Source organism: Halomonas sp. Mc5H-6 (assembly GCF_024124705.1).
Taxonomy (GTDB): Bacteria; Pseudomonadota; Gammaproteobacteria; order Pseudomonadales; family Halomonadaceae; genus Vreelandella; species Vreelandella subterranea.
The window spans coordinates 24,105-48,516 of the sequence record NZ_JAMXSI010000018.1; the positions used below are offsets into that span (position 1 = coordinate 24,105).

24 protein-coding genes are annotated in these 24,412 nt (G+C 58.2%); 12 read left to right on the top strand and 12 right to left on the bottom strand.

Annotation, left to right across the window (positions count from 1 at the left end; genetic code table 11):
- Positions 1–87: 87 nt before the first annotated feature.
- The gene (gene arfB / locus NH395_RS17290; RefSeq protein WP_253026623.1) at positions 88–501 is read left to right on the top strand and encodes an alternative ribosome rescue aminoacyl-tRNA hydrolase ArfB; all 414 of its coding nucleotides are present in this window, start codon (positions 88–90) and stop codon (positions 499–501) included.
- 126 nt (positions 502–627) lie between these two features.
- Here the strand turns inward: arfB and NH395_RS17295 are convergent, their stop codons facing one another.
- A complete protein-coding gene (locus NH395_RS17295; RefSeq protein ID WP_066314596.1) occupies positions 628–834 on the bottom strand; it encodes a cold-shock protein in 207 nt (68 codons plus the stop codon).
- A 341-nt stretch (positions 835–1,175) separates the two neighbouring features.
- Between NH395_RS17295 and NH395_RS17300 the strand changes: the two genes are divergently transcribed.
- The 5 genes from NH395_RS17300 to NH395_RS17320 all read left to right on the top strand — a co-directional run bounded on the left by NH395_RS17300 (position 1,176) and on the right by NH395_RS17320 (position 5,900).
- On the top strand, positions 1,176–2,345 hold the full coding sequence (locus NH395_RS17300; protein ID WP_253026625.1) for an alpha-hydroxy acid oxidase: 1,170 nt from the start codon (positions 1,176–1,178) through the stop codon (positions 2,343–2,345).
- 523 nt (positions 2,346–2,868) lie between these two features.
- A complete protein-coding gene (locus tag NH395_RS17305) occupies positions 2,869–4,116 on the top strand; it encodes a carboxylate--amine ligase (RefSeq protein WP_366066220.1) in 1,248 nt (415 codons plus the stop codon).
- 150 nt (positions 4,117–4,266) lie between these two features.
- The gene (locus NH395_RS17310; RefSeq protein ID WP_253026629.1) at positions 4,267–4,671 is read left to right on the top strand and encodes a CidA/LrgA family protein; all 405 of its coding nucleotides are present in this window, start codon (positions 4,267–4,269) and stop codon (positions 4,669–4,671) included.
- A gap of 3 nt (positions 4,672–4,674) precedes the next feature.
- Complete coding sequence (locus NH395_RS17315; RefSeq protein WP_253026631.1) at positions 4,675–5,394, top strand: LrgB family protein; 720 nt, start codon at positions 4,675–4,677, stop codon at positions 5,392–5,394.
- Positions 5,395–5,423: 29 nt separating this feature from the next.
- Complete coding sequence (locus NH395_RS17320; RefSeq protein WP_253026633.1) at positions 5,424–5,900, top strand: NYN domain-containing protein; 477 nt, start codon at positions 5,424–5,426, stop codon at positions 5,898–5,900.
- 2 nt (positions 5,901–5,902) lie between these two features.
- On the opposite strand, the gene NH395_RS17325 is transcribed toward NH395_RS17320, so the two are convergent.
- From NH395_RS17325 to NH395_RS17335, 3 genes are read right to left on the bottom strand one after another with little or no spacing between them, the layout of a single operon-like run.
- Complete coding sequence (locus tag NH395_RS17325; RefSeq protein ID WP_253026635.1) at positions 5,903–6,943, bottom strand: ABC transporter substrate-binding protein; 1,041 nt, start codon at positions 6,941–6,943, stop codon at positions 5,903–5,905.
- Positions 6,943–8,340 (bottom strand): sensor histidine kinase, encoded by a 1,398-nt coding sequence (locus NH395_RS17330; protein WP_253026637.1) that lies wholly within the window; start codon positions 8,338–8,340, stop codon positions 6,943–6,945. Before NH395_RS17330 ends, NH395_RS17325 begins: the two co-directional genes overlap by 1 nt.
- Positions 8,337–9,005, bottom strand: coding sequence for a response regulator (locus NH395_RS17335; protein WP_253026639.1), 669 nt, complete (start codon positions 9,003–9,005; stop codon positions 8,337–8,339). Before NH395_RS17335 ends, NH395_RS17330 begins: the two co-directional genes overlap by 4 nt.
- A gap of 139 nt (positions 9,006–9,144) precedes the next feature.
- Here NH395_RS17335 and NH395_RS17340 point away from each other — a divergent pair, with 139 nt between their 5' ends.
- The 4 genes from NH395_RS17340 to NH395_RS17355 all read left to right on the top strand — a co-directional run bounded on the left by NH395_RS17340 (position 9,145) and on the right by NH395_RS17355 (position 13,240).
- Positions 9,145–10,137 carry a tripartite tricarboxylate transporter substrate-binding protein gene (locus NH395_RS17340; RefSeq protein WP_253026641.1) on the top strand — a complete coding sequence of 331 codons (993 nt, stop codon included), beginning with the start codon at positions 9,145–9,147 and terminating at the stop codon, positions 10,135–10,137.
- On the top strand, positions 10,134–10,583 hold the full coding sequence (locus NH395_RS17345) for a tripartite tricarboxylate transporter TctB family protein (RefSeq protein WP_253026643.1): 450 nt from the start codon (positions 10,134–10,136) through the stop codon (positions 10,581–10,583). The genes NH395_RS17340 and NH395_RS17345 overlap by 4 nt, the downstream gene beginning before the upstream one ends.
- Before the next feature lie 12 nt (positions 10,584–10,595).
- Positions 10,596–12,089: a tripartite tricarboxylate transporter permease gene (locus tag NH395_RS17350; RefSeq protein WP_253026645.1), complete on the top strand. Its 1,494-nt coding sequence runs from the start codon at positions 10,596–10,598 to the stop codon at positions 12,087–12,089.
- A 95-nt stretch (positions 12,090–12,184) separates the two neighbouring features.
- On the top strand, positions 12,185–13,240 hold the full coding sequence (locus NH395_RS17355) for an AbrB family transcriptional regulator (RefSeq protein WP_253026647.1): 1,056 nt from the start codon (positions 12,185–12,187) through the stop codon (positions 13,238–13,240).
- A gap of 98 nt (positions 13,241–13,338) precedes the next feature.
- On the opposite strand, the gene NH395_RS17360 is transcribed toward NH395_RS17355, so the two are convergent.
- The 8 genes from NH395_RS17360 to NH395_RS17395 form a co-directional block, all read right to left on the bottom strand.
- Positions 13,339–13,638 (bottom strand): hypothetical protein, encoded by a 300-nt coding sequence (locus NH395_RS17360; protein WP_253026649.1) that lies wholly within the window; start codon positions 13,636–13,638, stop codon positions 13,339–13,341.
- Positions 13,639–13,863: 225 nt separating this feature from the next.
- A complete protein-coding gene (locus tag NH395_RS17365; RefSeq protein WP_253026651.1) occupies positions 13,864–15,030 on the bottom strand; it encodes an alpha-hydroxy acid oxidase in 1,167 nt (388 codons plus the stop codon).
- Positions 15,030–16,046, bottom strand: coding sequence for a D-glycerate dehydrogenase (locus NH395_RS17370; protein ID WP_253026653.1), 1,017 nt, complete (start codon positions 16,044–16,046; stop codon positions 15,030–15,032). Before NH395_RS17370 ends, NH395_RS17365 begins: the two co-directional genes overlap by 1 nt.
- Positions 16,039–16,968, bottom strand: coding sequence for a dihydrodipicolinate synthase family protein (locus tag NH395_RS17375; RefSeq protein WP_253026655.1), 930 nt, complete (start codon positions 16,966–16,968; stop codon positions 16,039–16,041). The genes NH395_RS17370 and NH395_RS17375 overlap by 8 nt, the downstream gene beginning before the upstream one ends.
- 24 nt (positions 16,969–16,992) lie before the next feature.
- Positions 16,993–18,114: a mandelate racemase/muconate lactonizing enzyme family protein gene (locus NH395_RS17380; protein WP_253026657.1), complete on the bottom strand. Its 1,122-nt coding sequence runs from the start codon at positions 18,112–18,114 to the stop codon at positions 16,993–16,995.
- A gap of 26 nt (positions 18,115–18,140) precedes the next feature.
- Positions 18,141–19,646, bottom strand: coding sequence for a tripartite tricarboxylate transporter permease (locus tag NH395_RS17385; protein WP_253026659.1), 1,506 nt, complete (start codon positions 19,644–19,646; stop codon positions 18,141–18,143).
- A 101-nt stretch (positions 19,647–19,747) separates the two neighbouring features.
- Entirely contained in the window at positions 19,748–20,248 is a 501-nt protein-coding gene (locus NH395_RS17390; protein ID WP_253026661.1) for a tripartite tricarboxylate transporter TctB family protein, read from the bottom strand.
- A 48-nt stretch (positions 20,249–20,296) separates the two neighbouring features.
- Positions 20,297–21,268, bottom strand: a complete 972-nt coding sequence (locus NH395_RS17395) for a tripartite tricarboxylate transporter substrate binding protein (RefSeq protein ID WP_253026663.1) — start codon at positions 21,266–21,268, stop codon at positions 20,297–20,299.
- A gap of 207 nt (positions 21,269–21,475) precedes the next feature.
- Here NH395_RS17395 and NH395_RS17400 point away from each other — a divergent pair, with 207 nt between their 5' ends.
- Together NH395_RS17400 and NH395_RS17405 are read left to right on the top strand one after the other, a co-directional pair.
- Positions 21,476–23,263, top strand: a complete 1,788-nt coding sequence (locus tag NH395_RS17400; RefSeq protein WP_253026665.1) for an IlvD/Edd family dehydratase — start codon at positions 21,476–21,478, stop codon at positions 23,261–23,263.
- Positions 23,264–23,322: 59 nt separating this feature from the next.
- Positions 23,323–24,009: a GntR family transcriptional regulator gene (locus tag NH395_RS17405; protein ID WP_253026667.1), complete on the top strand. Its 687-nt coding sequence runs from the start codon at positions 23,323–23,325 to the stop codon at positions 24,007–24,009.
- The last annotated feature ends 403 nt before the right edge of the window (positions 24,010–24,412 follow it).

Consider the following 24,412-nt stretch of genomic DNA (forward strand, 5'->3'; position numbering starts at 1 on the left):
GTCACAAGACCCTAAACTGATTGCGACACGCTTCGCCAGTCCAGCCATTTATGGAACGTGAAGATCAACCCAATATGAAGGAGCCCTATGCTACGTATTTCCAACAATGTGGAGCTGGCTGAATGGGAAATCGAGCTGAATCCTATCCGCGCGCAGGGGGCTGGCGGCCAGAACGTCAACAAGGTGGCCTCGGCCATTCACCTGCGTTTCGATATTCATCGCTCAACCCTACCGCCCTTCTACAAAGAGCGACTGCTGGCGCTGACCGATCAGCGCATCACCCAAGAGGGCGTAATCATCATCAAGGCCCAGCGCTACCGGACCCAGGAGCACAACCGCGAGGATGCCCTGGCACGGCTGCGCGAATTGATTCGCGAAGCGGTCAAACAGCAGAAAGCGCGCAAGCCGACAAGACCCAGCCGTTCCGCCAAGCGCAAACGGGTGGATGCCAAAACGCGTAAAGGCAAAACCAAAAATCTTAGGGGTAAAGTGACGCTTTGATACATGCTTTCGCGGCAGGGCGCGCACTTTTCATCAAAAAATGCACGGCTAGATACGCAAAAACCCCACACTTGGCGGGGTTTTCAGCTTACCGACGAATCGGTAACCAACGTTACAGCATGCCGATCACGACAGTACTTTAATGTTGGAAGCCTGAAGGCCTTTTTGCCCCTGAGTGACGTCAAAAGAAACCTCTTGACCATCTTGCAGGGATTTGAAGCCTTCAGCCTGAATTTCAGAGAAGTGCGCAAACAGGTCGTCACCGCCTTCTGCAGTAGAAATGAAGCCGTAGCCTTTTGCGTCGTTAAACCACTTAACTGTGCCAGTTGCCATGATCGAAATCCTCGATTTAGCGAAATGTATGCCGGGGAAATACCCGAGTTGCGATGGGTAGAACAAGAAACTTTCACCAGGCTCAAACACTAAAGATGCTTCGATGCTACTGACTACGTTCAACTTGCTATCCAACTAGAACCACCTTGCGCTTTCATAACCCACACGTCAACAGCATTAACAAAAAACTGGAGTGCGATGTTGCCTCACCACTCTGCGGTTTAATTTTCGTCCGGGTTATGTATTGACGGCAGTATTCTGTTAAAAAAGTCATTGGTGGCGGTCAGGGGGTCTGCTGCCGAGGACGTCTGCTGCCTTTCTCACACTTCATAGGATTACCCATGCCGGTCTATACCAATATCGAAGATCTCCGTCGTCGTTATGTCCGCCGCACGCCCAAGATGTTCTATGACTATGCCGAGTCGGGCAGTTGGACAGAGCAGACCTTTCGCGAAAACACCAGCGACTTCCAGCATATCCACCTCAAGCAGCGGGTGGCCGTTGACATGTCGGGGCGCACCACGCGCAACCAGATGATCGGTGAAGACGTGGCCATGCCGGTGGCCCTGGCGCCTGTCGGGCTGACCGGCATGCAGTCCGCTGACGGTGAGATCAAGGCGGCTCGGGCAGCCGAGAAATTCGGCGTGCCGTATACGCTGTCGACCATGTCGATCTGTTCGATTGAAGACGTTGCCGAGCACACCACCAAGCCGTTTTGGTTCCAGGTATACACGCTCAAAGATGACGATTTCATGCGCCGTCTGATCGAACGCGCCAGAGCAGCGAAGTGTTCCGCGATTGTGGTGACGGTGGATCTTCAGGTGCTTGGCCAACGCCATAAAGACATCAAGAATGGGCTGTCAGCGCCCCCCAAATTGACCCCTCGCTCAATCGCCAACATGGCCACCAAGATTCCCTGGGGGCTTGAAATGCTGCAAACCAAGCGGCGCTCATTTGGCAATATCGTCGGCCATGCCAAAGGGGTGACGGACCCTTCGTCATTATCAACCTGGACGGCGGAAGCGTTTGATGTCTCGCTGGACTGGAATCGAATTGCTCAATTCAAGGAGTGGTGGGGCGGCAAGCTGATCGTTAAGGGCATCATGGCGCCGGAAGATGCGCGTCGTGCCGCCGAGATCGGCGCGGATGCCATCGTCGTCTCCAACCATGGCGGTCGCCAGCTGGATGGGGCCATGAGTTCTATCCGCATGCTGCCCGCCATCATGGATGCCGTTGGCGACAAAGTGGAAGTGCATCTCGACTCGGGGATTCGCTCGGGCCAGGATGTCCTCAAGGCGCTTGCGCTGGGTGCCAAGGGCACCTACATCGGTAGAGCCTACACCTATGGACTGGGCGCTGCGGGCGAGGCCGGCGTCACTCGGGCGCTGGAGATCATCCACAAGGAGTTGGACACCACCATGGCACTTTGCGGTGAAACCGATACCCGCAACCTTGGTGAGCACAACCTGTATGTGCCTCAAGGCTTTGGCGATCCCACCGTCAAACTCTAATACCCTCGGGCGGCTTGACGGCCGCCCGACGGCACCAGCCAACCAATGTTTCGTTATCGCCTGGCTTCGGTATCGTGGCTCTTTTGACGTTGGCCTTGGCTACCCTCGAATAAATGTAACGCCTTGTTTTTTAATTTCTTTACAGGGCTCTACTTGTATGCACCTTGACGCCCTGAAGTGCCGGGTCAAGCCCATTCCTGCCTTCCGGAAAGCGGCCGCGATGACCGCCGTGAAACGCTAACAGTATGCAGGAAAACTTATACAAGCTTTTTCCAGAAATACTACAATCAAATTGCCATCCAGATGGGAATCGTCTAGGTTAAAGTGAGAGTAGATATGTTGAAAAGTCTTACTGCTGACATGGTCGATCATCTCTAAACAACACTGGCTGCGTCTTGCTTCACCTTGTTCACCCCAATGTTGTCGCAGTCTGTCTCGGTTAACCCGCAAAGGAGAACATCGAATGTCGATAACATCAGAAAAGCAGTTACCCGAATCGGTAGCCGCTTGGCGCGACCCGGAAATGGATTCGGTTAAAGGTACCGAGACCCCCAAGGACCCCAACAAGGGTTACATTGCCCTGCTCGGCTGGAGTGTCAACGCGATCAAGGCGGCGCAAAAATTTGACCGCCGTTATGTCGTGGTTGCCCCGGAATGGGCCGAAGATTTCTGTACCGCCAACAATATCCCCTTCATCGCCTGGGACTTTATCCGCCTGAATGACCGGTCCATGGAAATCGCCGAAAGGCTGAAAGCCGAGGGCGTCGACGTTGCCATCCCACTGTTTGAAGAAACCGTTGAGTGGTCCGGTGCGATAAATTCTGTCCTTCTCGACAGCCCACGCATGTACGGGCAGTCCATCCTGTTCCGCGACAAGGCCCTTATGAAGCGCCGTGCGCAGCTTGGCGGTATTCGCGTGGGTATTTTCGAGGAAGCTCACGAGAAAGAAGACGTTATTCGCTTCATGAAGCGCGTCAACCAGACACTGCTCAAGCTTGATGGTGACCCTGACGACCCGATTCACGTCAAGGCATTCGATAAAGCTGGCTGCCTCGGCCACCGCATGATCCGCACGATGGAAGAAATTGAACACATTCCAGATGAAGAATATCCGCTGCTGATGGAAAGCCACCTGGATGGCTGGGAATTTGCGGTGGAAGCCTGGATACACGATGGCAAGATCCAGTTCCTCAACATCTCTGAATACGTGACGTTGGGCTATTCGGTCTTCGTGCCCGCCACGCAAGAGCTCGAAAGCTGGCGCAACGCGATTACCAAGCAGATCGAACTGCTGATTAAAACGTTCGACATCCAGTTCGGCCTGATCCATCCCGAGTACTTCGTCACCGCAGACGGCGAGATGTACTTTGGCGAGGTTGCCTATCGCCCGCCCGGCTTCAAGGCGTTCGAGCTGATCGAAAAAGCCTACGGGTTTAATGCGTACCAGGCGTCAATGTTGGTGTTCGACCCCAAAAGCACTAAAGAGGAAGTGGCTGCCTTCTTCCCACGTGAGGTGGTCGATGCGAAAGGCTACGCAGGCTGCTTCGGTGTGTACCCAAGGCGCCGTGTGGTCAGCAAGTTGGAGATGCCAAAAGAAACGATCGAGCATCCCTATTTCGAGTCCCACGAACTGGTCGCGCCGACGGAAGAGACCGTGCCAGACCGCTCGGCCTTCGGCACTCACTGGGGCCTGGTATTCTTCTTTGGCGACGATCCCATCAAGATGCGGGACCTACTGAAAGCGCAGGAGGATCTGGACTTCTACGTCTAACGCTCCTGTAACGCCATGTTTTTAACGATGGGCGCGTCTATCCGTCTCTGGAATACTCAAATTCCTGACGCTGATAGGCGCGCCCTAAGTTTTGTGCCTGTCATCCCATAGTATGTATCGACAATATCCATGGTGTGGTGAACTCGCCCCATGGATGCACAACGCTTAACCCTTTCCAAAACAACTGGCGAGGTCATCAACATGGTTCAGGGGTTTTTGATTCTGCTGATTTGCCAACTCATGGGCGAGTGGCTGATGGTATGGTTCGGCTGGCCAATTCCGGGCCCGGTAGCGGGCATGCTCCTCCTGTTGATCGGGCTGATGTTCCATGGCCGCGTGCCGGATGGCCTGCGTTTGCCTGCCGAGGGATTGGTGCGGCATTTATCGCTGCTGTTTGTCCCGGCAGGCGTCGGCCTGATGCTATTTGCAGAGACACTCGCCCAGCAATGGCTCACGATTCTGGCCTCGCTGCTACTGAGCACCCTTATTACCTTGTCGCTGACCGGCTGGCTGCTGCAGGCGTGGGAAACCCGTCAATACAAGCATAAGGAATAAACGATGGAGCTCACCACTTTTTGGGTTTACTTCAACGCCCGGCCTCTGTTCTGGATTGTGATTACGCTGGGGGCCTACTTGTTGGCCAGCGTGCTTAATCGCAAGGCGGGTGGCACTGCGCTGCTGCATCCGGTGCTGGTCGCCATGTTGATGATCATCCTGCTGTTGACCCTTAGCAGCACCGACTACGACACCTACTTTGAAGGGGCGCAGTTCATTCACTTCCTGCTGGGCCCCGCCACAGTGGCGCTGGCCGTGCCCCTTTATGACCACCGTGCCCGTATTCGCCGAATGCTGCTGCCGTTGCTGGTCGTTTGCCTAAGCGGCAGCCTGACGGCCGTCGTGACCACCGTCTTGATTGGCCAGCTTTTTGGCGCCAGCGATTCGCTGTTGCTATCCATGGCCCCTAAATCGGTCACCTCTCCCATCGCCATTGGTATCTCGGAACAGATAGGCGGATTCCCGTCACTATCCGCCGGTTTATCGTTGACCACCGGCGTGATGGGTTGCCTGCTCGCCCCACTGGTATTTCGCGTCCTCAAGGTGCGTTCACATACGTCAAGCGGCTTCGCCCTGGGCCTGGCCGCACACGGGTTCGGAACGGCCTATGCCATGCAGCGCAGCACCCTGGCAGGTGCCTTTGCTGGCCTGGCGATGGGCATGACGGGGATATTCAGCTCCGTGCTGATTCCGCTGATCAGCCAACTGTTCGGCTTGAACTGAATACAACTTACGGAAAACTAATTATATTTATGGAAAAAGTCGCCATATTCGTGGATATCCAAAACATCTATTACACGGTGCGATCAGCATACGGAAAGAACTTTGATTACAATAAGTTCTGGGCTCGAGCAACGACAGGAAGAGACGTTGTGAAAGCCGTTTGTTATGCCATCGACAAAGGCGACAAAAAACAACGCGAGTTTCAAACGATACTAAGAGCCATTGGTTTTGAAGTGAAGCTAAAGCCCTTCATTCAACGCTCGGACGGCTCCGCCAAAGGCGATTGGGATGTTGGCATTGCCCTCGATGCAATAGAGTACGCCGAACAGGCCGATACTATCGTGCTGGTAACAGGCGACGGAGACTTTGATCTACTCGCCAATAAAATCCGCACACAACATGGTAAAACAGTGGAGGTTTACGGCGTCCCTCAGTTTACAGCCGTCTCACTGATAAACGAGGCCAGTGCGTTTATACATATCGATAAAGCACTGCTACTAAATTAGCGTTAATCACCGCCGCGCTGATAGCGACTGAACTCACGCTGCCACCGTGCCATAAAGGCATCGCGGCGTAGCGCATCGACAAAGGCAAGCACCGAGGCGTTAAGCGTGATGGGATAGAGGCGGTCGCCGACCTGGTCGCGCAAGCGTTGAGCGGTATAGGGCCCGACCACGTCGGGCCGAACGCTGAAAAGCGGGGTCTGGGCCGCCAATACACGCTGACCATCGCGGCTAAGCAGAAAGTTCATAAAGGCTTGCGCCGCGCGCGGGTTTGGCGCATCACGGTGGATGAACCCCGTTCGCATCATTACCAGGGCGTAGTCCTGAGGTACCTGCACAATCACCTCGGGATTTTCCTGAGCCCACACCATGGCGTAGGAACCCAAAAGGTTGTAACCCAGCCAGTAGCGCCCCTCCGTCAGCCCTTTCAACATCGAGCGGGTATTGGCTTCGAGCTGGGCGTCGGCGTCCCCGAGGACTGTCACCAGATCCCAGAACCTGTCGGTATAGCGAGCATCCTGCTGGAACAGGGTGTAGCCGATCCCGCTTTCTGACGGGGAGTAAGTGGTTACCTTACCCTGTAACGTCTCACGCTGTTCGCTTAGCAGCGTGTGAAGGTCCGCATGGGTTTGCGGCGGCAGGATGTGGCGCGCCAGATCAAGCCGGTAAGCCATGACGATCGGCTCGAAGGTGAAGCCGAAAAGCTCATTTCGCCATTTGGCCCAGTCAGGCCATTCGCTGGCCTGTGCAGAATCCAGCTGTTGGGCATAACCCTGATTCACCCGGTTCATCTGCCAGGGCATGGCGGAGCTGATCACCACGTCGGGCGGGGGGTCCGCTGTCGCTATCAAGTCATTGACTTCCAATGTGGAACGATCACGGTAGATGAGCTCGATAGCCGGGTGGGCCTGCTCGAAAGCCGCCAAAAGAGGCGCGACGACCTGCCGGTCCAACGCGGCTTCTACCACCAACGGCATCGCTTGCAAACGCTGGGAAGATGAAAAACAGACAACCAGCAGGGCCGTCGTCAGCCATAGGCGGTGCATCAGGTTTCCTCTCTTATCGCCAGAAAGTGCAACTCAATCCGAAGCCCGTGAGGCTGTCGTTCTTTGACATGAAGTTCGGCCGCATGGCGTTGCGCAATGGAATCCACAATCGCCAGACCCAGGCCTGACCCCTGCGTATCCTGACGCCCGCCGCGCTCAAAGGGCTGAAACATCCGATTGCGAACCTCGGGCTCCACCCCAGGGCCATTATCCTCGATATAGAGCATGATGTGATGGTCGATGGCCTCTAGTCCCAGGGTAATCTCACTACCGGCGGGGGTATAGCGCAGCGCGTTGTCGATCAGGTTGCCCAGCAGCTCACGGAGCGCCCACGCTTGCACCCGTATCATGACGGGTTCGGAAGGCAACTCGGCCAGCCCCAGGTCGTGGTGCATCGCCGCCTCGCGCTGGGCCCACTCAAGCACGGTGTCATGGAGCGTCGTTTTAAGGTCGATCGGTTTGAGCTCGTCAGCCTCTTCGATATGGCGCAGGCGCGCAAGGCTCAACAACTGGCTGGCAAGACGACTGGTCCGCTTCGCACCGTCGTGGACGTCCGACAAGGCTCGATACCACTCATCTGGGTCGTGGCTATGCAGAGCCAACTCGCTGGTACTCTGCAAGCCCGCTAGCGGAGTCTTGAGCTGATGGCTGGCGTCTGCCGTGAAGCGCAGCAGGTTGTCACGGCTCTCGCGCTGGCGGGTAAACAGGGTATCAAGCGCCTCGACCGTTTCACGCAATTCTTCCGGCACCTTGCCATTGAGGGGCCGCGTGTCATCCGCCGTGCGTTGCCGCAATTGATGGCGCAGCTGGCGCATCGGTTTCAATGCCACTCGCATCGCCAATAGCATCAGGATACCTGCCAGCATCACCATGGCGATAAATCGAATGACCGCTCGGTCGAACAGCTCTTTGGCCAGTGCCTCGCGCCCACTGACCGTATGCCCCACCCAGATCTGCACCGGATCCTGAATGTCCCATCCCGCCGAGTCGTACTCCCTACCATGCAAGCGCCAGCGAGTCCCCGCCTGGGTCAGATCAAGCCAGGTGGGTTCGATGGCCGCCTTGTCACGTCCTGCCTTGGGAATGGGGATATCGAGGTTGGCCGAGATTCGTCGTCCGTCAGGGTCGAGCACGGCGTAGAAGACCCGCTCCTGATGAGAGGTCGCCAGAATCTGCAGGGCGGCGGGCGGAATCCTGACGACAGGCTCGCTGCCTTCCCACTGCACCGACTCGGCGGTGGTCAGTGCAGCCGCTTCAAGCTGACTGTCGTAAGCGCGCTCCGCCGCGCGCTGGGTGGAATAATAAGCCTCCATCAGCAGTAGCGTACCGAGCCCCGAGACCATGACGAACAGCCAGATCGCCAGACGCGCTTTTAGCGTGCCTTGAACGTGAATCACCTTGGCACTTCCTCGAGGCGATAGCCCAGGCCCCGAAAGGTTCGGATGCGCAGACAGCTGCCTTGAAGTCGCTTGCGCAGGCGGCTCACGTAAACCTCCAGTGCGTTGGAGCCAACGTCCCCATAGCTGAACACCCGCCCTTCCAGCATCTCGCGCGGGGCGATATTCCCCGCGTGTAAAAGCAGCCCCTCAAGCAGGCGCAGCTCTCGGCGTGGGAGTTCGAGCACTGTGCCGTCGAGTGTCGCGACGCCCGCCGTCGGATCCAGGCATAAAGGACCGTATTTCAGTCGATTATCGCTGCGCTGCTGGCTGCGCCTTAGCAAGGCCCGCACCCGGGCTTCAAGCTCTGCCACCGAGAACGGCTTGGCAAGATAGTCATCCGCGCCCAGGTCAAGACCGTGGACGCGATCATCGACGCCGTCCCGGGCCGTGAGAATCAGCACCGGTGTCCTGTCGCCGCGCTCGCGTAACTCCTTCAGCAATTCAAGGCCATCGCCATCGGGTAACCCCAGATCGAGCAAAACAAGATCGAAGGTGTCATTTCGCAGTGCCGTACGCGCTTTGCTTGCGAGCGTGAAGACATCAACGGTATTACTCAGACGAGCAAGCGCATTGTCCAGCGAGCGGGCGATCATCGGATCGTCTTCCACGATGATTAGGCGCATGTGACTAAAGTCTCAGAACAGTATTGGGAAGATGACAGGTTGGTGAAAGGTTGCCTGCCTAACATGGCGACTGTCATCTGGTATGACCGGGCTCGGACATTCACCGCGCCCGACTACAACAAGAGAACAGGAGTTCGTCATGAAGATCAACCCAATCCTTCGCCACGCCTCAGGCCTTGCCATCATCGGCAGTGCCTTGTTGATTGGCCAGGCTCACGCCCAGACGATCCCGGAATCCACCGAGTGCATCGCGCCAGCCAAGCCCGGCGGTGGCTACGACCTGACGTGTCGCCTCGCTGCCAATGGCCTGCAGGATACCGGCCTGATCAACAAGCCGATGATGGTCAGCTACATGCCCGGGGGCATTGGCGCGGTGGCTTATAACCATGTCAACGGTGTACGCACCGATGACCCTGGCCTGATCGTTGCCGCCAGCACCGGTGCCGCCGTCAACCTGGCGCTTGGCAAGTTTGGCCAGTACGACGCTGATGAAGTCCGCTGGCTTGGCGCGCTCGGCGTCGACTATGGCGCTATCGTCGTCAGTGCCGATGCACCTTGGGAAAACCTCGAGGAGCTGATGGCCGACCTGAAAGAAAATCCCAACGAGATTGCCTTCGGCGCTGGCGGAACGGTCGGCAGCCAGGACTGGATGAAGGCGGCGTTGATCGCCAAGTCCGGGGATATGTCGCCAAAAGACCTTCGTTACGTGGCCTTCGAGGGCGGCGGCGAGGCCCTGGCGGCATTGCTGGGCGACCACATTCAGGTGTTCACCGGCGACCTCTCGGAACTCAAGTCTCAGCTTGAGAGCGGCAAGATCCGCGTACTGGCATCGCTTTCCGAAGAACGGATGGGAGGCCCCTACGCCGAGATCCCCACCGCAGCCGAGCAGGGCTACGATGTGGAATGGCCGATCTGGCGCGGCTATTACATGGGTCCGGATGTCAGCGATGAAGCCTACCAGGCCTGGATCGAGCGCATGCAGGAACTGGCAGACGACCCTGTCTTTGCCGAACTGCGTGAAGCGCGCGGCCTGTTCCCGATGTCACGCTTCGGGGACGACTTTGACAGCTACGTCAAGGAGCAGGTTGCCGAATTCAAAGGATTGGCTGAAGAAGTGGGTCTGACGCAATGAGAATCGCCGCCGACCGAGTACTGGGTATTGCCCTGATCGGTCTGGCGGCGTTTATCGCCGTCCAGGCCATTCAGTTGGAAATGCCTTTCAGCTATGAGCCCGTCGGTCCCAAGGCATTCCCCTTGGGGCTGTCGATTCTGCTGACCCTGCTATCGCTGGTCATGATCTTGAGGCCCGGCGACAACGGCAGCTGGCCGCACAAGGCACTGGCACTCCGGTTGTTACTGGTGCTGGTTTTACTACTGGTCTATGCCGTCTTGTTCAGACAGCTGGGGTTCATCGTCTCATCGATGCTGGTCGTCACCGCCCTGGCGCGGCTGTTTGATGCCACCTGGGGTAAGGCACTGATCACCGGCATTGTCATGTCGATTGTCGGCTATTTTCTGTTCACCGCCGCCCTCGGCATCAGTCTGCCTTCTGGCTACTTGTTCGCCAGCTTCATCTAAAGGATCGCTGAGATGTTCGATTTCCTGATCGACGGCTTCGGGGTTGCGCTAACCCCTCTCAACCTGGGCCTGGCCTTCCTTGGCGCCCTGCTGGGCACCCTGTTCGGGGCCTTGCCGGGTATTGGCCCGATCAACGGCATCGCCATTCTGATGCCGTTGGCCTACACCCTCGGCTTGCCGGCGGAGTCATCGCTGATCCTGCTGGCCGCCGTCTACACCGGGGCCGAATACGGCGGACGCATGTCGAGCATCTTGCTCAATGTGCCCGGTGATGCCGGTGCGGTCATGACCACCCTGGACGGCTACCCGCTGGCACAGAAAGGGCTTGCCGGCCCCGCGCTAGGCCTTTCGGCCGTTAGCTCCTTCATTGGCGCCACCATTGCCATTATCGGCCTGACACTGTTTGCACCGCTGCTGGCGGAAGTCGCGGTGATGTTCGGCCCGGCCGAATTTTTTGCGCTCATGATCTTCGCTTTCTCCTCCATGTCGGTGATGATGGGCAAGGATCCTATCAAGACCGCCATTGGCGCGGTGCTCGGCGTGCTGATTGCCACCGTGGGTATCGACTCCGGCAGCGGCGTGTTGCGCTATACCTTCGGTTTGCCCGAGCTCTACGACGGCATCGACTTTGTGGTGATGATCATCGGGCTGTTTGCCATCAGCGAAATTCTGCTGATGCTTGAGCATGCTCACCGCTCGGAGGACGACGGCAAGCTCCCGCCGCTGGGTCGTGTCTTTGTCACCCTCAAGGAAGTTATCGCGTGTAAAGGTGCTATCGGCCGGTCGGGATTGCTCGGCTTTATCATCGGCGTTCTCCCCGGGACCGGTGCGTCGGTGGCGGGCGCCGTTTCCTACACCACCGAGAAGCGCCTTTCCGACAAGGACAATACCTTTGGCAAGGGCGACATGCGCGGCCTGGCAGCGCCAGAGTCAGCCAACAACGCGGCCGCGGTGGGCTCCTTCGTGCCCATGCTGACGCTTGGCATTCCCGGCTCGGGCACCACGGCCGTATTGCTGGGCGCGCTGATGCTTTACAACATCACCCCAGGACCGATGATGTTCACCGAGCGCCCGGAAGTGGCCGGTGGCCTGATCGCCTCGCTTTACATCGGTAACGTTGTGCTGCTGATGCTGAACCTGCCGCTGGCTGGCGTCTTTGCCCGCGTGCTGACCATCCCGCGCTGGGTATTGGTACCCGCCATTGCTATCCTGGCGTTCGTCGGCGTCTACCAGTTGCACTCCGACCTGTTTGCCATCTACCTGATGCTGATCATCGGCGTGTTTGGCTACCTGCTGCGCAAGCTGGGGTTCTCCCTGGCCCCCGTGATTCTTGGCTACGTGCTGGGTGGCTTGATGGAGCAGAACCTGCGCCGCGCGCTGTCTATTAGTGGGGGCGATGTCGGCATCCTATGGCAGTCCGGTATTTCACTGGGGTTGTGGATCGCCGCTGCCTTGCTGCTGGTGCTGCCCTGGGCAGTGCCGAAGATGCTTGCGGCCAGACGCTGATTGACGACAGCCAAACGCCGATCGACACGCAACACGACCGCCCCGGCAGATGTTCTCAACTGCCGGGGTTTTAACGGTAAAGGAGATTGAAAACCATGCTGGCAGCAAGGATAGGCTCGCTGGGTCGTTTTCTACCGACGCTGGCACTCGGGCTTGTCGGCGGTGGGCTGGCCTACTGGCTACAAGTACCGCTCCCCTGGCTGCTGGGTGCCATGATCGCCACCACAGTGGCCTCTCTATTGGGCGTCCCGCTTGAGTCACCGCGCAAGGGGCGCAAAGGCGTACTGGTGGTCATTGGGGTCATGCTCGGTTCAGCGTTCACACCGGAGATGACCGGGGATGCCAGCCTCTGGGGTATCAGTCTTGCCGTCATGCTGATCGCCACGGCGGTGATGATGACCTTCTCGGTTTGGTTCTCCTGCCGCGTGGCGGGGCACTCCTGGGAGACCGCGCTCTACTCCGGCGTGCCCGGCGGGGTCTCCACGGTGACGGGGATGGCGCTCTCTTCCGGGGCCGATCTACGCATTATCGGCATTACCCACGCCGTGCGTATCCTGGTGCTGCTGGTGGCCATTCCGCCTGCACTGCAGTTTATCGGCCATGTCGATATCGGCAGCGCCACGCCTGCATTGTCGCAGTGGTTATGGATGCCATCACCAATCGATGTTGGCTGGCTGTTGGCGGCCGGTATCAGCGGTATATGGCTGGGCAAGATACTTAGGCTGCCCAGCCCGCTGCTGTTTGGCCCGGCGCTGGTTTCAGGGGTGCTGCACTTCTCAGGCCTCACCCACGCCGCGGTGCCCCCGGCAATCATTGCGTTCGCCCAGGTGATCATCGGTATCTCCGTGGGCGTGCGCTTTGCTGGCGCCAAGCTTGGTGCGGTGGGCATGGCGCTGCTGATGGCCGTCATTCAGGCCCTGGTACTGTTGTTTCTCGCCATTATCGCGGCCTGGGCAGGCCACCTGCTCACCGGGTATTCCGCCGCGGCAGCGCTGCTCGCCTACATGCCCGGCGGTGCCCCGGAGTTAAGCCTGGTCGCACTGAGCTTGGGGATCGACCCCGCCTTCGTTACCACTCACCACCTGCTGCGCATTACGTTACTGATGTTGCTACTTCCGCTGTTGCTCAGGCGGATGGTAGTCAACGACTAGCGATTCGATATGTGTGCTCGTAAATTAAAAAGGCCCCGACAATGTGTCAGGGCCCCGGAGGCTAATAAGCCAAATAGCACGTCGGTATTCGATCGCGTTTAGGTGGTCGCTTGGCGTGCCAGTTCCAGTTGATCAGCGCTCAACTGGATATCAGTCTCGTGCTGATTTCCCGCTCTAAGGCTAGCGCGTGCTTTTTTCATGGCAGCGCTGTCGCCTTCGCTCACGATATCCTGGGATAAATCCATAACCGATACCGACGTATCAGCGTCCTGTTGCGTTACCTGGCCAGTCTTTAGAGGCTCGCTCAGCTGAATGGCACGCTCAGTGGCTGGGTCGGCCTGGGCGACCATGGGAAGGGCGACAATGACAAGAGCTGAAAGCGTTGTCTTGAGTTTCATGATACGACTCCTTGGGTTGGTACGGAGAAATGCTCTCCACTAGGTGATTAGCATGCTAATGTACTGACCATTCCCAAAAAAGGTACTTTTCTCGCCTTTTATATTCGAAAAAATTTACCCAAAAGTGGTATTGACGCTAAAGCTCTCGCCACTTTCGCTTGCTCGCTGGTTTTATTCAGCGTTCAGACGGTTCTGCAAAAGGGGTCCGCATTAGTTGCAATAGAACTAATAGAACCCGTTTCTCTTTAGTAAATCTACGGATAACGCCTTGACGCTTGTTACGCCGAGCAGCGCCATATCGCGTTCTATTTCGTCACCCAAGAGCATGACAGCTTTCTCCACACCGGCATCGCCCGCGATGCTGGCCGCATAATTAAAGGGACGGCCCAGAAACACGAAGCTGGCGCCCAACGACAACGCCTTGAGCACCTGGCTGCCACGCCGGAAGCTGCCATCAATCATCACCGGCACCGCTTCACCAACTGCCTCCACCACCTCGGGCAGCATGGTCAGCGGTGCCACGGTGGCATCGAGCTGACGGCCACCATGGTTGGAAACAATCACCCCATCGGCACCGGCACTGACGGCCCGTCGTGCATCGTCTGGGTGGAGAATACCTTTCACTATCAGGTTACCCTTCCAGCACGCCCGAACCCGATCAAGCGTTGACCAATCCAGGTGCCGACGGCCCGAGAAATCCCGGTTAACGTTTTTTGCCAGCACCGGCACGCCTCGCGTTGCCGCGTTATTCTCGAAGTGCGGAACGCCGTGGTACCACAATGTCTTTAAAAAGGTCCCGAATAGCCAACGTGGCCGTACCAGGCCATCCAAGGCGAGCCGGAGGCTGGGGCGCAGCGGCGAAGAGAAACCCGCTCGCCGGTGATTTTCAGGATTGGGCGGCACGGCGTAGTCCACGGTGATCACCAGATTGCTAAATCCGGCCTTCTCGACACGCGCCAGTAGGGCATCAATCTCCTCTGGCGTTCCAGGCAGATAGGCCTGGAACCAATCCGAGCCATTCGGACCTGCCAATTTTTCCATAGGAATCAACGAGGTACCGCTTACGATCATGGGAATGCCAGCGTTTGACGCCGCCCGCGCCAGCACCCGGTCGCCCCGATAGGCCGTCAGGGCACTTATCCCCATTGGGGCAATGCCAAACGGATAGGCATAGCGGCAACCAAAGAGCTCGGTTTCCGTCGATACATCGGCCACATTGACCAGCGCTCGCGGTAGAAACACGTAGTGATCGAAAGCATCACGACTGGCGCGTGCGGTCATGCCGTCTTCGGCGACGCTCGCGACATAGCCAAACAGCGGTCGCGGTAAATGCCGCTTGGCGGCCCGCTCGAAGTCATCCAGGCTCAGAATATGGTCCAATCGTCGGGGCATTATGTCTCCTGGGCTTCAGAGAAGGTCCGTCGCCAGACATCCTCATTAACGGGGGTAAGCGGTCCACTGCCAACCAGCGCACCCACCAGGTTATCGACGGCCAGTTGCGCCATGGCGTCACGCGTTTCATGGGTCGCCGAGCCAATATGCGGGGCAACCACCACATTGTCCATGGCGGACAACGGTGAGTCGGCAGGCAATGGTTCTTCGGCGAACACATCGAGCCCTGCGGCACGAATACGACCGCGGCGTAGTGCCTCGATCAACGCCGGTTCATCCACCACTTTTCCCCTTGCCACATTGACCAGTGCCGCCGTCGGCTTCATGAGGGACAGGGCATCGGCGTCAATCAGGTGATGGGTGTCGGCGTTGTAGGGCACGCTCAAACAGACGATATCTGCTTGGGCTAACAATGCCTCAAGATCACGCCGCTGTGCGCCGAGCTCCTGCTCGAGCGCCGGTTTGGGCGATGCCGCCGTGTACAGGATCGGCATGCCGAAGCCCAGTGCCCCGCGCCGGGCAATCGCCGCGCCAATCCGCCCTGCGCCTACGATGCCCAGGGTTTTACCGTGCACATCCACGCCGAAATACTCGGGGCCGATATGAGCCTGCCAGCCACCGTCACGGACAAGATTGGAAAGCTCGACCAGGCGCCGCTGAGTCGCCATGATCAGCGCAAACGCCGTATCGGCGGTGGTCTCGGTCAGCACATCCGGTGTATTGCAGAGCAAAATGCCGCGCCGGCTCAGAGCTTCAAGGGGCAAATGGTCATAGCCTACCGAAATAGTGGCGACCACCCGTAGCGCTGGCGCTTTGGCCAACATCGCCTCGCTGAGCTCCAGCTTACCGCCGATCAGGCCATGGGCCTTGGAAAGTGCTGCCATAAAGTCGGCGTGATTGGAGGCGTCCACATCCTCGAAGTAGTCAACCTCCGCCATGCCGGAAAACGCCTCAAGCTGGGCTTCGCTGAGTCGGCGTACGGCGACAATCCGCCACGGTTTTATTTGCTCAGCCATGGCGCGCCTCGCCCACTCCTTGCATTTGGAAACCCGTCGCTTTGAGCGCAGACATAAGTTCAGCGGTACGCTGGTCGTCCAGCTCCACCAAGGGTGGGCGCAAGCGCCGCCAATCGTTGATTCCCGAAAAATACGCCTTCGCCGCTTTCATGGCAGGGATCAGCGGATAAGTTTCAAACAGGTCGCGTACCACGTTAAGGCGCTGCTGACGCTCGTCGGCATCACCCTCCTGCCAATGCCGTGCCAACTCAACGATGGCCGCCGGGTTGACGTTGGCCGTGGCACTGATGCAGCCAGCGCCACCGGCCCGCAAGGTATCCAGCAGAAACCGTTCGCTACCCGCGTACACGGCGAAATCCTGCCCGGCAAAGCGCTCGGTCAGCGCTTGGGTGTGAGCCCAATCACCGCCGCTGTCCTTGATGCCGGCGATGATGCCAGGGAAAGCATCGCGTAACCGTTCGATCAGTTCGAGCGAAAGCGGCACCTGAGTGACCGGCGGAATATGGTAGAGGTAGATCCGCAGGCGTGAATCGGCAACGCGGTTGATCACTTCACTGTAGTAGCGGAACAAGCCCTCATCGCTGACCCCCTTGTAATAGAAAGGCGGCAGCATCAGCACACCGGCACAGCCCGCCTCCACCGCCGCGCGGGTCAATGAGACGCAGTCACCAATCGCGCAATTGCCGGTGCCGGGCATCACTCGGGCAGGATCGATACCGCCATCCACCAGCGCCTGCAACAACGCCTGCTTTTCAGCCACCGTCATTGAATTGGCCTCGGAATTGGTGCCGAACACCGCCAAGCCGACGCCATTCGAGGCCAGCCATTGGCAATGCGCCACAAAACGCTGCTCGTCCGGCGCCAGGTCGGCGCCGAAGGGGGTAATGACCGGTGACCAGACGTCTCCACTCACTTGAGACATGACATTCTCCTTGTTGTAAGACGGTTAGTGCCAGGGTTCGATGGCATAACGCTCAAGCGCGTCCTGATCAAAGCCGAAGCCAAGTCCCGGAGCGGTGGGCAGCAGCAGTTGACCGTCGGCAAACTGCAACTGAGTATCCACCAGGCGCCTGAAGTTAAGCACCTGATCGTCAGCGAAGAACTCGACCATGGTCACGTTGGGTGCCGACGCCACCAGATGGATATGCAGGTCGTGGAACCAGTGCGGGTAAATGTCGACACCGTAACTGGCCGCTGTGGCGGCGATGCGCCGGAACTCGGTAATGCCCCCACAAACCGCCGCATCGGTCTGCAGAATCATGGCCGCTTCCTTATCCAGCAACTCTTTGAAGCGCCAGCGGCCTGCCTCTATTTCACCCGTAGCAACCGGCACTGGCGTACGCTCTGCCAGGCGACGATGGTTGTCGATATCATCGGGGCTAAATGGCTCCTCGATCCAGAAAGGGGCATACGGTTCGGCCATGCGCATAAAGGCCAGCGCCGACGGCAGATCCCGCCAGGCATTGTTGGCATCCATCATTACCTGCACATTGGGGCCTACTGCCTCGCGCACCGCCGCCAGTCGTGCTTCCTCACCAGCCAAGTCTTCGCGGCCGACCTTCATCTTAACCGCCTTGAACCCCTTCGCCACGTAGCCGGCCATTTCTTCACCCAGCATCGCGGGGGTCTTGCCGTCCAGGTAGTAACCCCCGCTGGCATACGCTGGCACGCTTTGCGTGTCGCTTGCGCCCAGGAATTTATAAAGCGGCAGTTGCGCGGCCCGGGCATTTCGGTCCCAAAGCGCGGTATCCAGAATACTGATGGCACGCATGACCGAACCGCAGCGACCATGCAGCAGCGACTCCTGATACATGGCTTGCCACAATGCTTCAGTGGCATGGGCATCTGCCCCCATCAGCACTGGTTTCAAAAGCTCTCTCACCGCGTTGGCCACCAGTACACCGGCATTATTGCCGCCGTAGCAAAAACCAATGCCCACATGGCCATCATCGCCCACCACCTCAACCAGCACGTAATCGCGCTTGAGCACCTGGCGATTGGAAAAGCTCGTAGGATTATCAAGCGGCACATTGACCGTCCGAGCACGCACTTCAGTTATCGTTGTCATATTGAATCCTCGACTTGAAAGTGGGGTCATTCCGCTTGTGTACGGCTGCGTAGCGAACTCCGCAACCAACGGAAAAAAGGCGTCGCTTGCAGTACCGAGAAAGCGGCGATGCACAGCAACACAACGGCAATGGGGCTGGTCAAAAAGATGCCCAGATTGCCCTGCCCTATCAGCATTGACTGCTGGAAGCTTGTCTCCATGACCGGCCCAAGAATCAGCCCGATCACCATCGGCGCTGGCGACACGCCCGCCTTGTTCATCCAGTAACCGAACAGCCCAAAACCGAGCATCATCCCTACCTCGAACAGGCTGTTGTTAATCGCAAAGGCACCAATCACACACAGCGTTATAATCGAGCAGGCCACAAAGCTGTCAGGGATCCGCGTCACACTCACGCACAGGCGGGTAAACAAAAGACCCACCAGCAGTAAGCCAATGTTGGCGAAAATGACCGCCCAGATCAGGGTGTAGGTAACATCGCCATAATCTGTGAGCAGATTGGGGCCGGGCAGGATGCCCTGCACCATGAGGGCACCCAGCAGAATCGCAGTGGAGGAACTGCCAGGAATGCCCAGGGCAATCGTGGGAATCAGGGCACCACCGACCACCGCATTGTTGGCGGCTTCAGGAGCGGCCACCCCGGCGATGTCACCCTTGCCGAAGCGGCTCTTGTCCTTGGCAAAACGTTTCGCCTCGTTATAGGCGAACCAGCTCGCCGTATCACCGCCGGTTCCCGGAATCAGGCCGGTAATGATGCCAATGCCGCCGGAGCGGAAAATATTGGGGAGCAAACGGCGAAGCTCGGCCAGTGGCGGAATCAACCGGTCGGTGATCTTGCTCGCCACCTTTTGTTTACCATGCGCATTCTCGATCAGGATCAGCGCCTGGGGGATCGAGAACAGTCCGATCAGCGCCACCGTGAACTCAATGCCCGAGAAAAGATTAATGATGCCGTAGGTCATGCGTGGCGTACCGGTGATCAGGTCCATGCCGACAGTACTCACCAGCAGCCCCAGGGCCCCGGAAAGCAGACCGCTGATGACCGAGCCCTGGGCCAGCGAGCCGATGATGGTAATGCCCAGTACGGCAATGGCGAAAAGCTCGATCGGGCCGAACTTGAGCACTAGGACGCCGAGTAGCGGTGCCGCCGTCAGCAGTGCAATACCGCTCATCAGACCACCAATAAAAGACGCGAAGATCGAGACCCCCAACGCCTTGCCGGCTTGCCCCTGTTGCGATAGTGGGTAGCCATCAAGCACTGTCGCCGCCGCCGACGGCGTACCGGGTGTCCGCAACAAAATGGCGGCGATCGAACCACCGTATGAGGCCCCCACGTAGAGCGACGCCAGCATACTGAGCCCCGAGGCCGGGTCCATACCGAAGGTGAGCGGCAGCAACAAAGCCAGCGCCATCGTGGCAGAGAGCCCTGGCATGGCCCCCACAAATAGCCCCAGCAGTGTGCCACCCAGAATCAGGGCAATATTGGTGAACGAGATGACGTTGGTCAGGCCCACCAGAACAAGGTTATCCATATGACTAGACTCCAGAAGCCTGCGTCAGGCACCCACCCCCAACTCGCTGACAGGCTGGGCCGATAAAGGCGAGCTGAGGATAAGAAGTGCGCACAATGTCGTTATGAGGACAGCAATGGCGGCAGCAGCGGCACAGGCAGACCCAAAAAGCCGATGAAAACCGTACACACCAGCGTGACCAGCAACACGATACCGATTGCGGCGAAACGCCATGAGAGATGTCCGATGATCGACAGGGCCACGACCATGAAGCCGGCCGTGGCGCCCAGGTACCCCAGTATCGAAATGCTATAGAGGTAGACGGCGGCGAGCAGGAAGATCAGCATGGCCTTCCATGGCTTGCGTTGGTGCTCCTGCTCGCTAACGGCTGTCTCCTCTGGGTCAGCATCGGAAGCGGTGGCCGCCCCCTCGACCGACACCTTGCGGCGACGCAGGGTACTGATGATCTCTTGCCCCACCATCGCCGCGCCTAACAAGGCCACGACGACCGAGTAGATAAGAGGCATGTTCGCCGCCTTATCGGGGTAGCCAAGCGCAGTGACATAGAACGTCGCTGCTAAGCCAATGGCAAACACCCCCAACACCAGACGACTTATGTTCATCTCACACCCCCTTGTCGATCGCCGTATTGCGCCTTTGGCGCCGTTGCCTTACTGGTTGACCTCATCTTTGACATCTGCCCAGATTTCTACGAACTGGCCTTCCATGTCCTGCATCATCTGGCCGTAATCGTCACCGGTCTGGATGTCGAGGTTCATGGCCCGCTCCTGGGCGGTCTGCTGAAACTCCTCGTTCTCCCTTAGGGCCTCGAAGGCAGCAATCAGCTCATCGCGAGCCTCATCCGGAATGCCCGCCGGTGCGCTGTAACCGCGTGAAGAACCCGCCACGACGTCGATATCCATCTCTACCATGGTGGGCACATCAGGCAGGATATCCAGACGCTCTTCGGCAAATATCGCTAGCGGCCGCAGGCTACCCGACTCGATGTGGCCATAGACGTTACCCAGGTTGTTGAAGCTGGCATCGATCTTGCCGCCCAGCGCCGCCGTAGCCGATGGACCATCGCCCTGGAAAGGCACCTTCTGGAAGGACAGGCCGGTTGCCTTCTCGATCATGATGGTCGAGAAGAAGTCATCCCCCCCAACGCCCGAGTTGCCCACAGTGATCTCACCGGGTCTTTCCTCAGCGGCAGCAAGGAACTCTTCCACGGTTTCATAGGGGCTATTCTCTGGCACCACGATGATGCCAGGGTCGGTGACCACGTTGGCAATTGGCGTCAGTTCGTCGATCGAATAATTGATGGCGTCATTCATGATGTAGTTGGTCATCAACATCGGCGTATTGGTGATACTGATGACGCTGCCATCATTCGGCGACTGGTGGGCTAGACGGGTCCAGGCAATCGCGCCCGTGGCCCCAGGTAAGTACTCGTTAATAAATTCCACACCCAGCGACTCCCGCAAGAACGGTTGGGTCAGTTGAGCTAGGGCATCACTGCCTCCACCCGCTTTGAAACCTTGCAGCACCTTGATCTCATCAGCGGCTGAATAATCGGCTTGGGCGGCCCCTGAAAACATCAGGGCGGACAGTAGGGTTGCGGCGTAAGCGCTACGGATTTGCATCGTTGTTACCTCACGTGCTGTTTGTCGTTGTATCGCACATTGTCGTGCAAGGCGTGCTTGCAAGATCAAACGTAGTTGCCTATCAACAATATTGTCAATAATATTATTAATAATCTTGCCAAGCCGATTTTTACCGCCTAGCCTTGCGTTCAAGAACCGTAATCAACGGACCTCCGAAAAGCCGCGAACAACATAGAGGAAACCGCGATGAGCCAGGACTTCCGAAACAACCACCAAGGCAGTGACCATCAGCAACCTGACGCCGACGGCCCTACTCTGGGCATGTCCAATCGCCTAACCAACTACGGCGATGCCGACTTTTCGCTGTTCCTGCGCAAGGCCTTTATCAAGGGAATGGGCTACACGGATGACGCGCTTTCACGCCCGGTCGTTGGCATTGCCAATACTTATAGCGGCTACAACGCCTGTCACGGCAACGTGCCGGGGTTAGTCGAGAGCGTAAAACGCGGTGTGATGCTCGCGGGCGGCTTGCCGGTCGACTTTCCTACCATCACCCTCCATGAGTCCTTCGCCAACCCCACCAGCATGTACCTGCGCAACCTCATGGCGTTGGATACTGAAGAGATGATTCGCGCTCAGCCGATGGATGCCGTGGTACTGATCGGCGGCTGCGACAAGACCGTTCCCGCTCAGTTGATGGCTGCTTCAAGCGCTGGTGTTCCAACGGTCCAGGTCGTCACGGGTCCCATGCTCTCCGGCTCACACCGCGGGACGCGCGTTGGAGCCTGCACCGACTGCCGCCGTTACTGGGCGGCCTATCGCGGCAAGGACATCGACGAGGCGGAGATCAACGAGGTCAACGACAAGCTGGTCCCCACTGTGGGCACCTGCTCGGTAATGGGTACCGCGAGCACCATGGCCTGCCTGGCTGAGACGCTGGGTATCATGCTGCCCAACAGCGCCACCGCACCGGCGGTGTATGCCGACCGGCAACGCATCGCCGAGCAATCCGGTGCCCAGGCCGTCGCGCTCGCTCGGGCTGGTGTTACCCCCGACCAAATTCTGACCCCTGAGGCATTCGAAAATGCCCTGCGGGTTCTGCTCGCATTAGGCGGCTCGACCAACGCCTTGATTCACCTGACCGCCATCGCCGGACGGCTAGGCATCGACATCGACCTTGAAGCCTTCGACCGCATGAGCCAGGAAACGCCTGTACTGGTGGACCTCAAACCATCGGGTGAGGGCTACATGGAAGACCTGCACCGCGCCGGTGGTCTGCCTACCCTGCTACGCGAGCTAAAACCGCTCTTGCACCTGAATGCCATGACCATCAACGGCCACACCTTGGGTGAAAACATCGATGCCGCCGTGCATCTCATCGACCAGAAAATCGTTCGCCCCAAGCAAAGCCCCATTTATGCCCAAGGGGGGATCGCGGTGTTGCGCGGCAATCTGGCCCCCTCTGGTGCCATCATCAAGCAGTCGGCCGCCTCGGCCGAGTTGATGACCCATCGCGGCCGCGCCGTGGTGTTCACCGGGCTTGAGGACCTGGCCAACCGCATTGACGATCCCGACCTGGATGTAAACGCCGACGACGTGCTGATACTGCAGAATATTGGCCCCAAGGGCGCGCCGGGCATGCCCGAAGCTGGCTACATTCCGATCCCCAAGAAGCTCGCCGCCCAGGGCGTTAAAGATATGGTGCGTATATCCGATGGACGCATGAGCGGCACGGCAGCAGGTACCGTCGTGCTCCACGTTTCCCCGGAATCTGCTGAGGGCGGCCCACTAGGGCTGGTGCGCGATGGCGACGTCATATCGCTGGATGTCAGCAACAATCGGCTAAGCCTGGAAGTGGACGACACAGAGCTTGATGCACGTCGGCAGGCGTTCAAAACCGAGACAAGCGAAGCACCGCTGCTGGGCTATCGTCGCCTGTTTATGGAGCAGATCCTGCAAGCCGAGCAAGGCTGTGACTTCCGCGCCTGTCGGCCAACGCCGACCTGTCGGATTCCGAGGCAGCATGAAGCGTGAAGGCGAGTTTGGTACACTTCTTAACCATATGCCCTGACATGGAGGCTGAGAAACCGATCATGAGCCGAACCGTCCAGCCGTCTACAAGCGGCGCCGAGACTCAAACCTCTCAACCTGCCTACGGTGTCAGTGACATCGTGGCCGCGGTAGAAGAGGACATTGTGCTCGGCCGCCTGCACCCCCGCGAGCGGCTGGTCGAAGAAACCATGATGGAGCGTTTTAACTGCAAGCGGCACGTCGTCCGCCAAGCGCTCTTCCAGCTCGATAGCATTGGCCTGACGGAGCGCATCAAAAACCGGGGCGCCTTCGTCAGGAGCTATCCACCGGATGAGGTCGAAGAGATCTACGCCATGCGCGAGATTCTCGAGCTGGCCGCCGTCAACAAGCTGCCCTTGCCAGCTCCGCCGGAATGGCTCGCCGAACTGGAAGCGGTTCATCAGCAGCACAGCGAGGCCGTGTATGCCCACGACCTTCGCCAGGTGTTTCATATGAACATCGCGTTCCACCGCACGCTTTTCCGGGCCTGCGGCAACACTTACCTCTACGCCACCATCAACGAGTTCGCCCAGAAAGCCCACGGCATCCGCTTCATTGCGATCACCGACCGCGACGCCCTCGCTCAAGCCCGCCGCGAGCACGAATTGATGATTGAGGCGATTCGTGATGAAGACCGCGAACGTTTAGCTGACCTTTGTCGCCAGCATCTCCTCCCATCCAAAAATCGCTACTTGGAACTTTACGCTTAAGCCTACGCAACAGTTACAGCAACAACTGCATGTGTTGTCTGTGTAAATTGCGCGCTCATTGAAAACTTTCTTACCCCAAGCAGCCCCCTACCCGGCGGTATAAGCCTTGATAGCTCACCAATGTCTTCTCAGCCAGCTTAACCAGACTGTGATAGGCTGGATTCAGGTCAGTTGAAGTAGCAGAAGCTTGTCGAAGGTCATTCGGCACAGAGAGCTGGGGATACAATGGCAGCTAACTACCCTGAGCGACCCTTCCGGCGAAAGCGGCATGCCGATTCAACCGTGTTATGCAGCCGACAAGGTAATCTATGCTCTACTGCCTATTTATACTTTATTTATTTAATTTCAATGGGATAGATCGTGAATGATGGGCTGTATAACCTCAATGAACGCGTCGACAGGT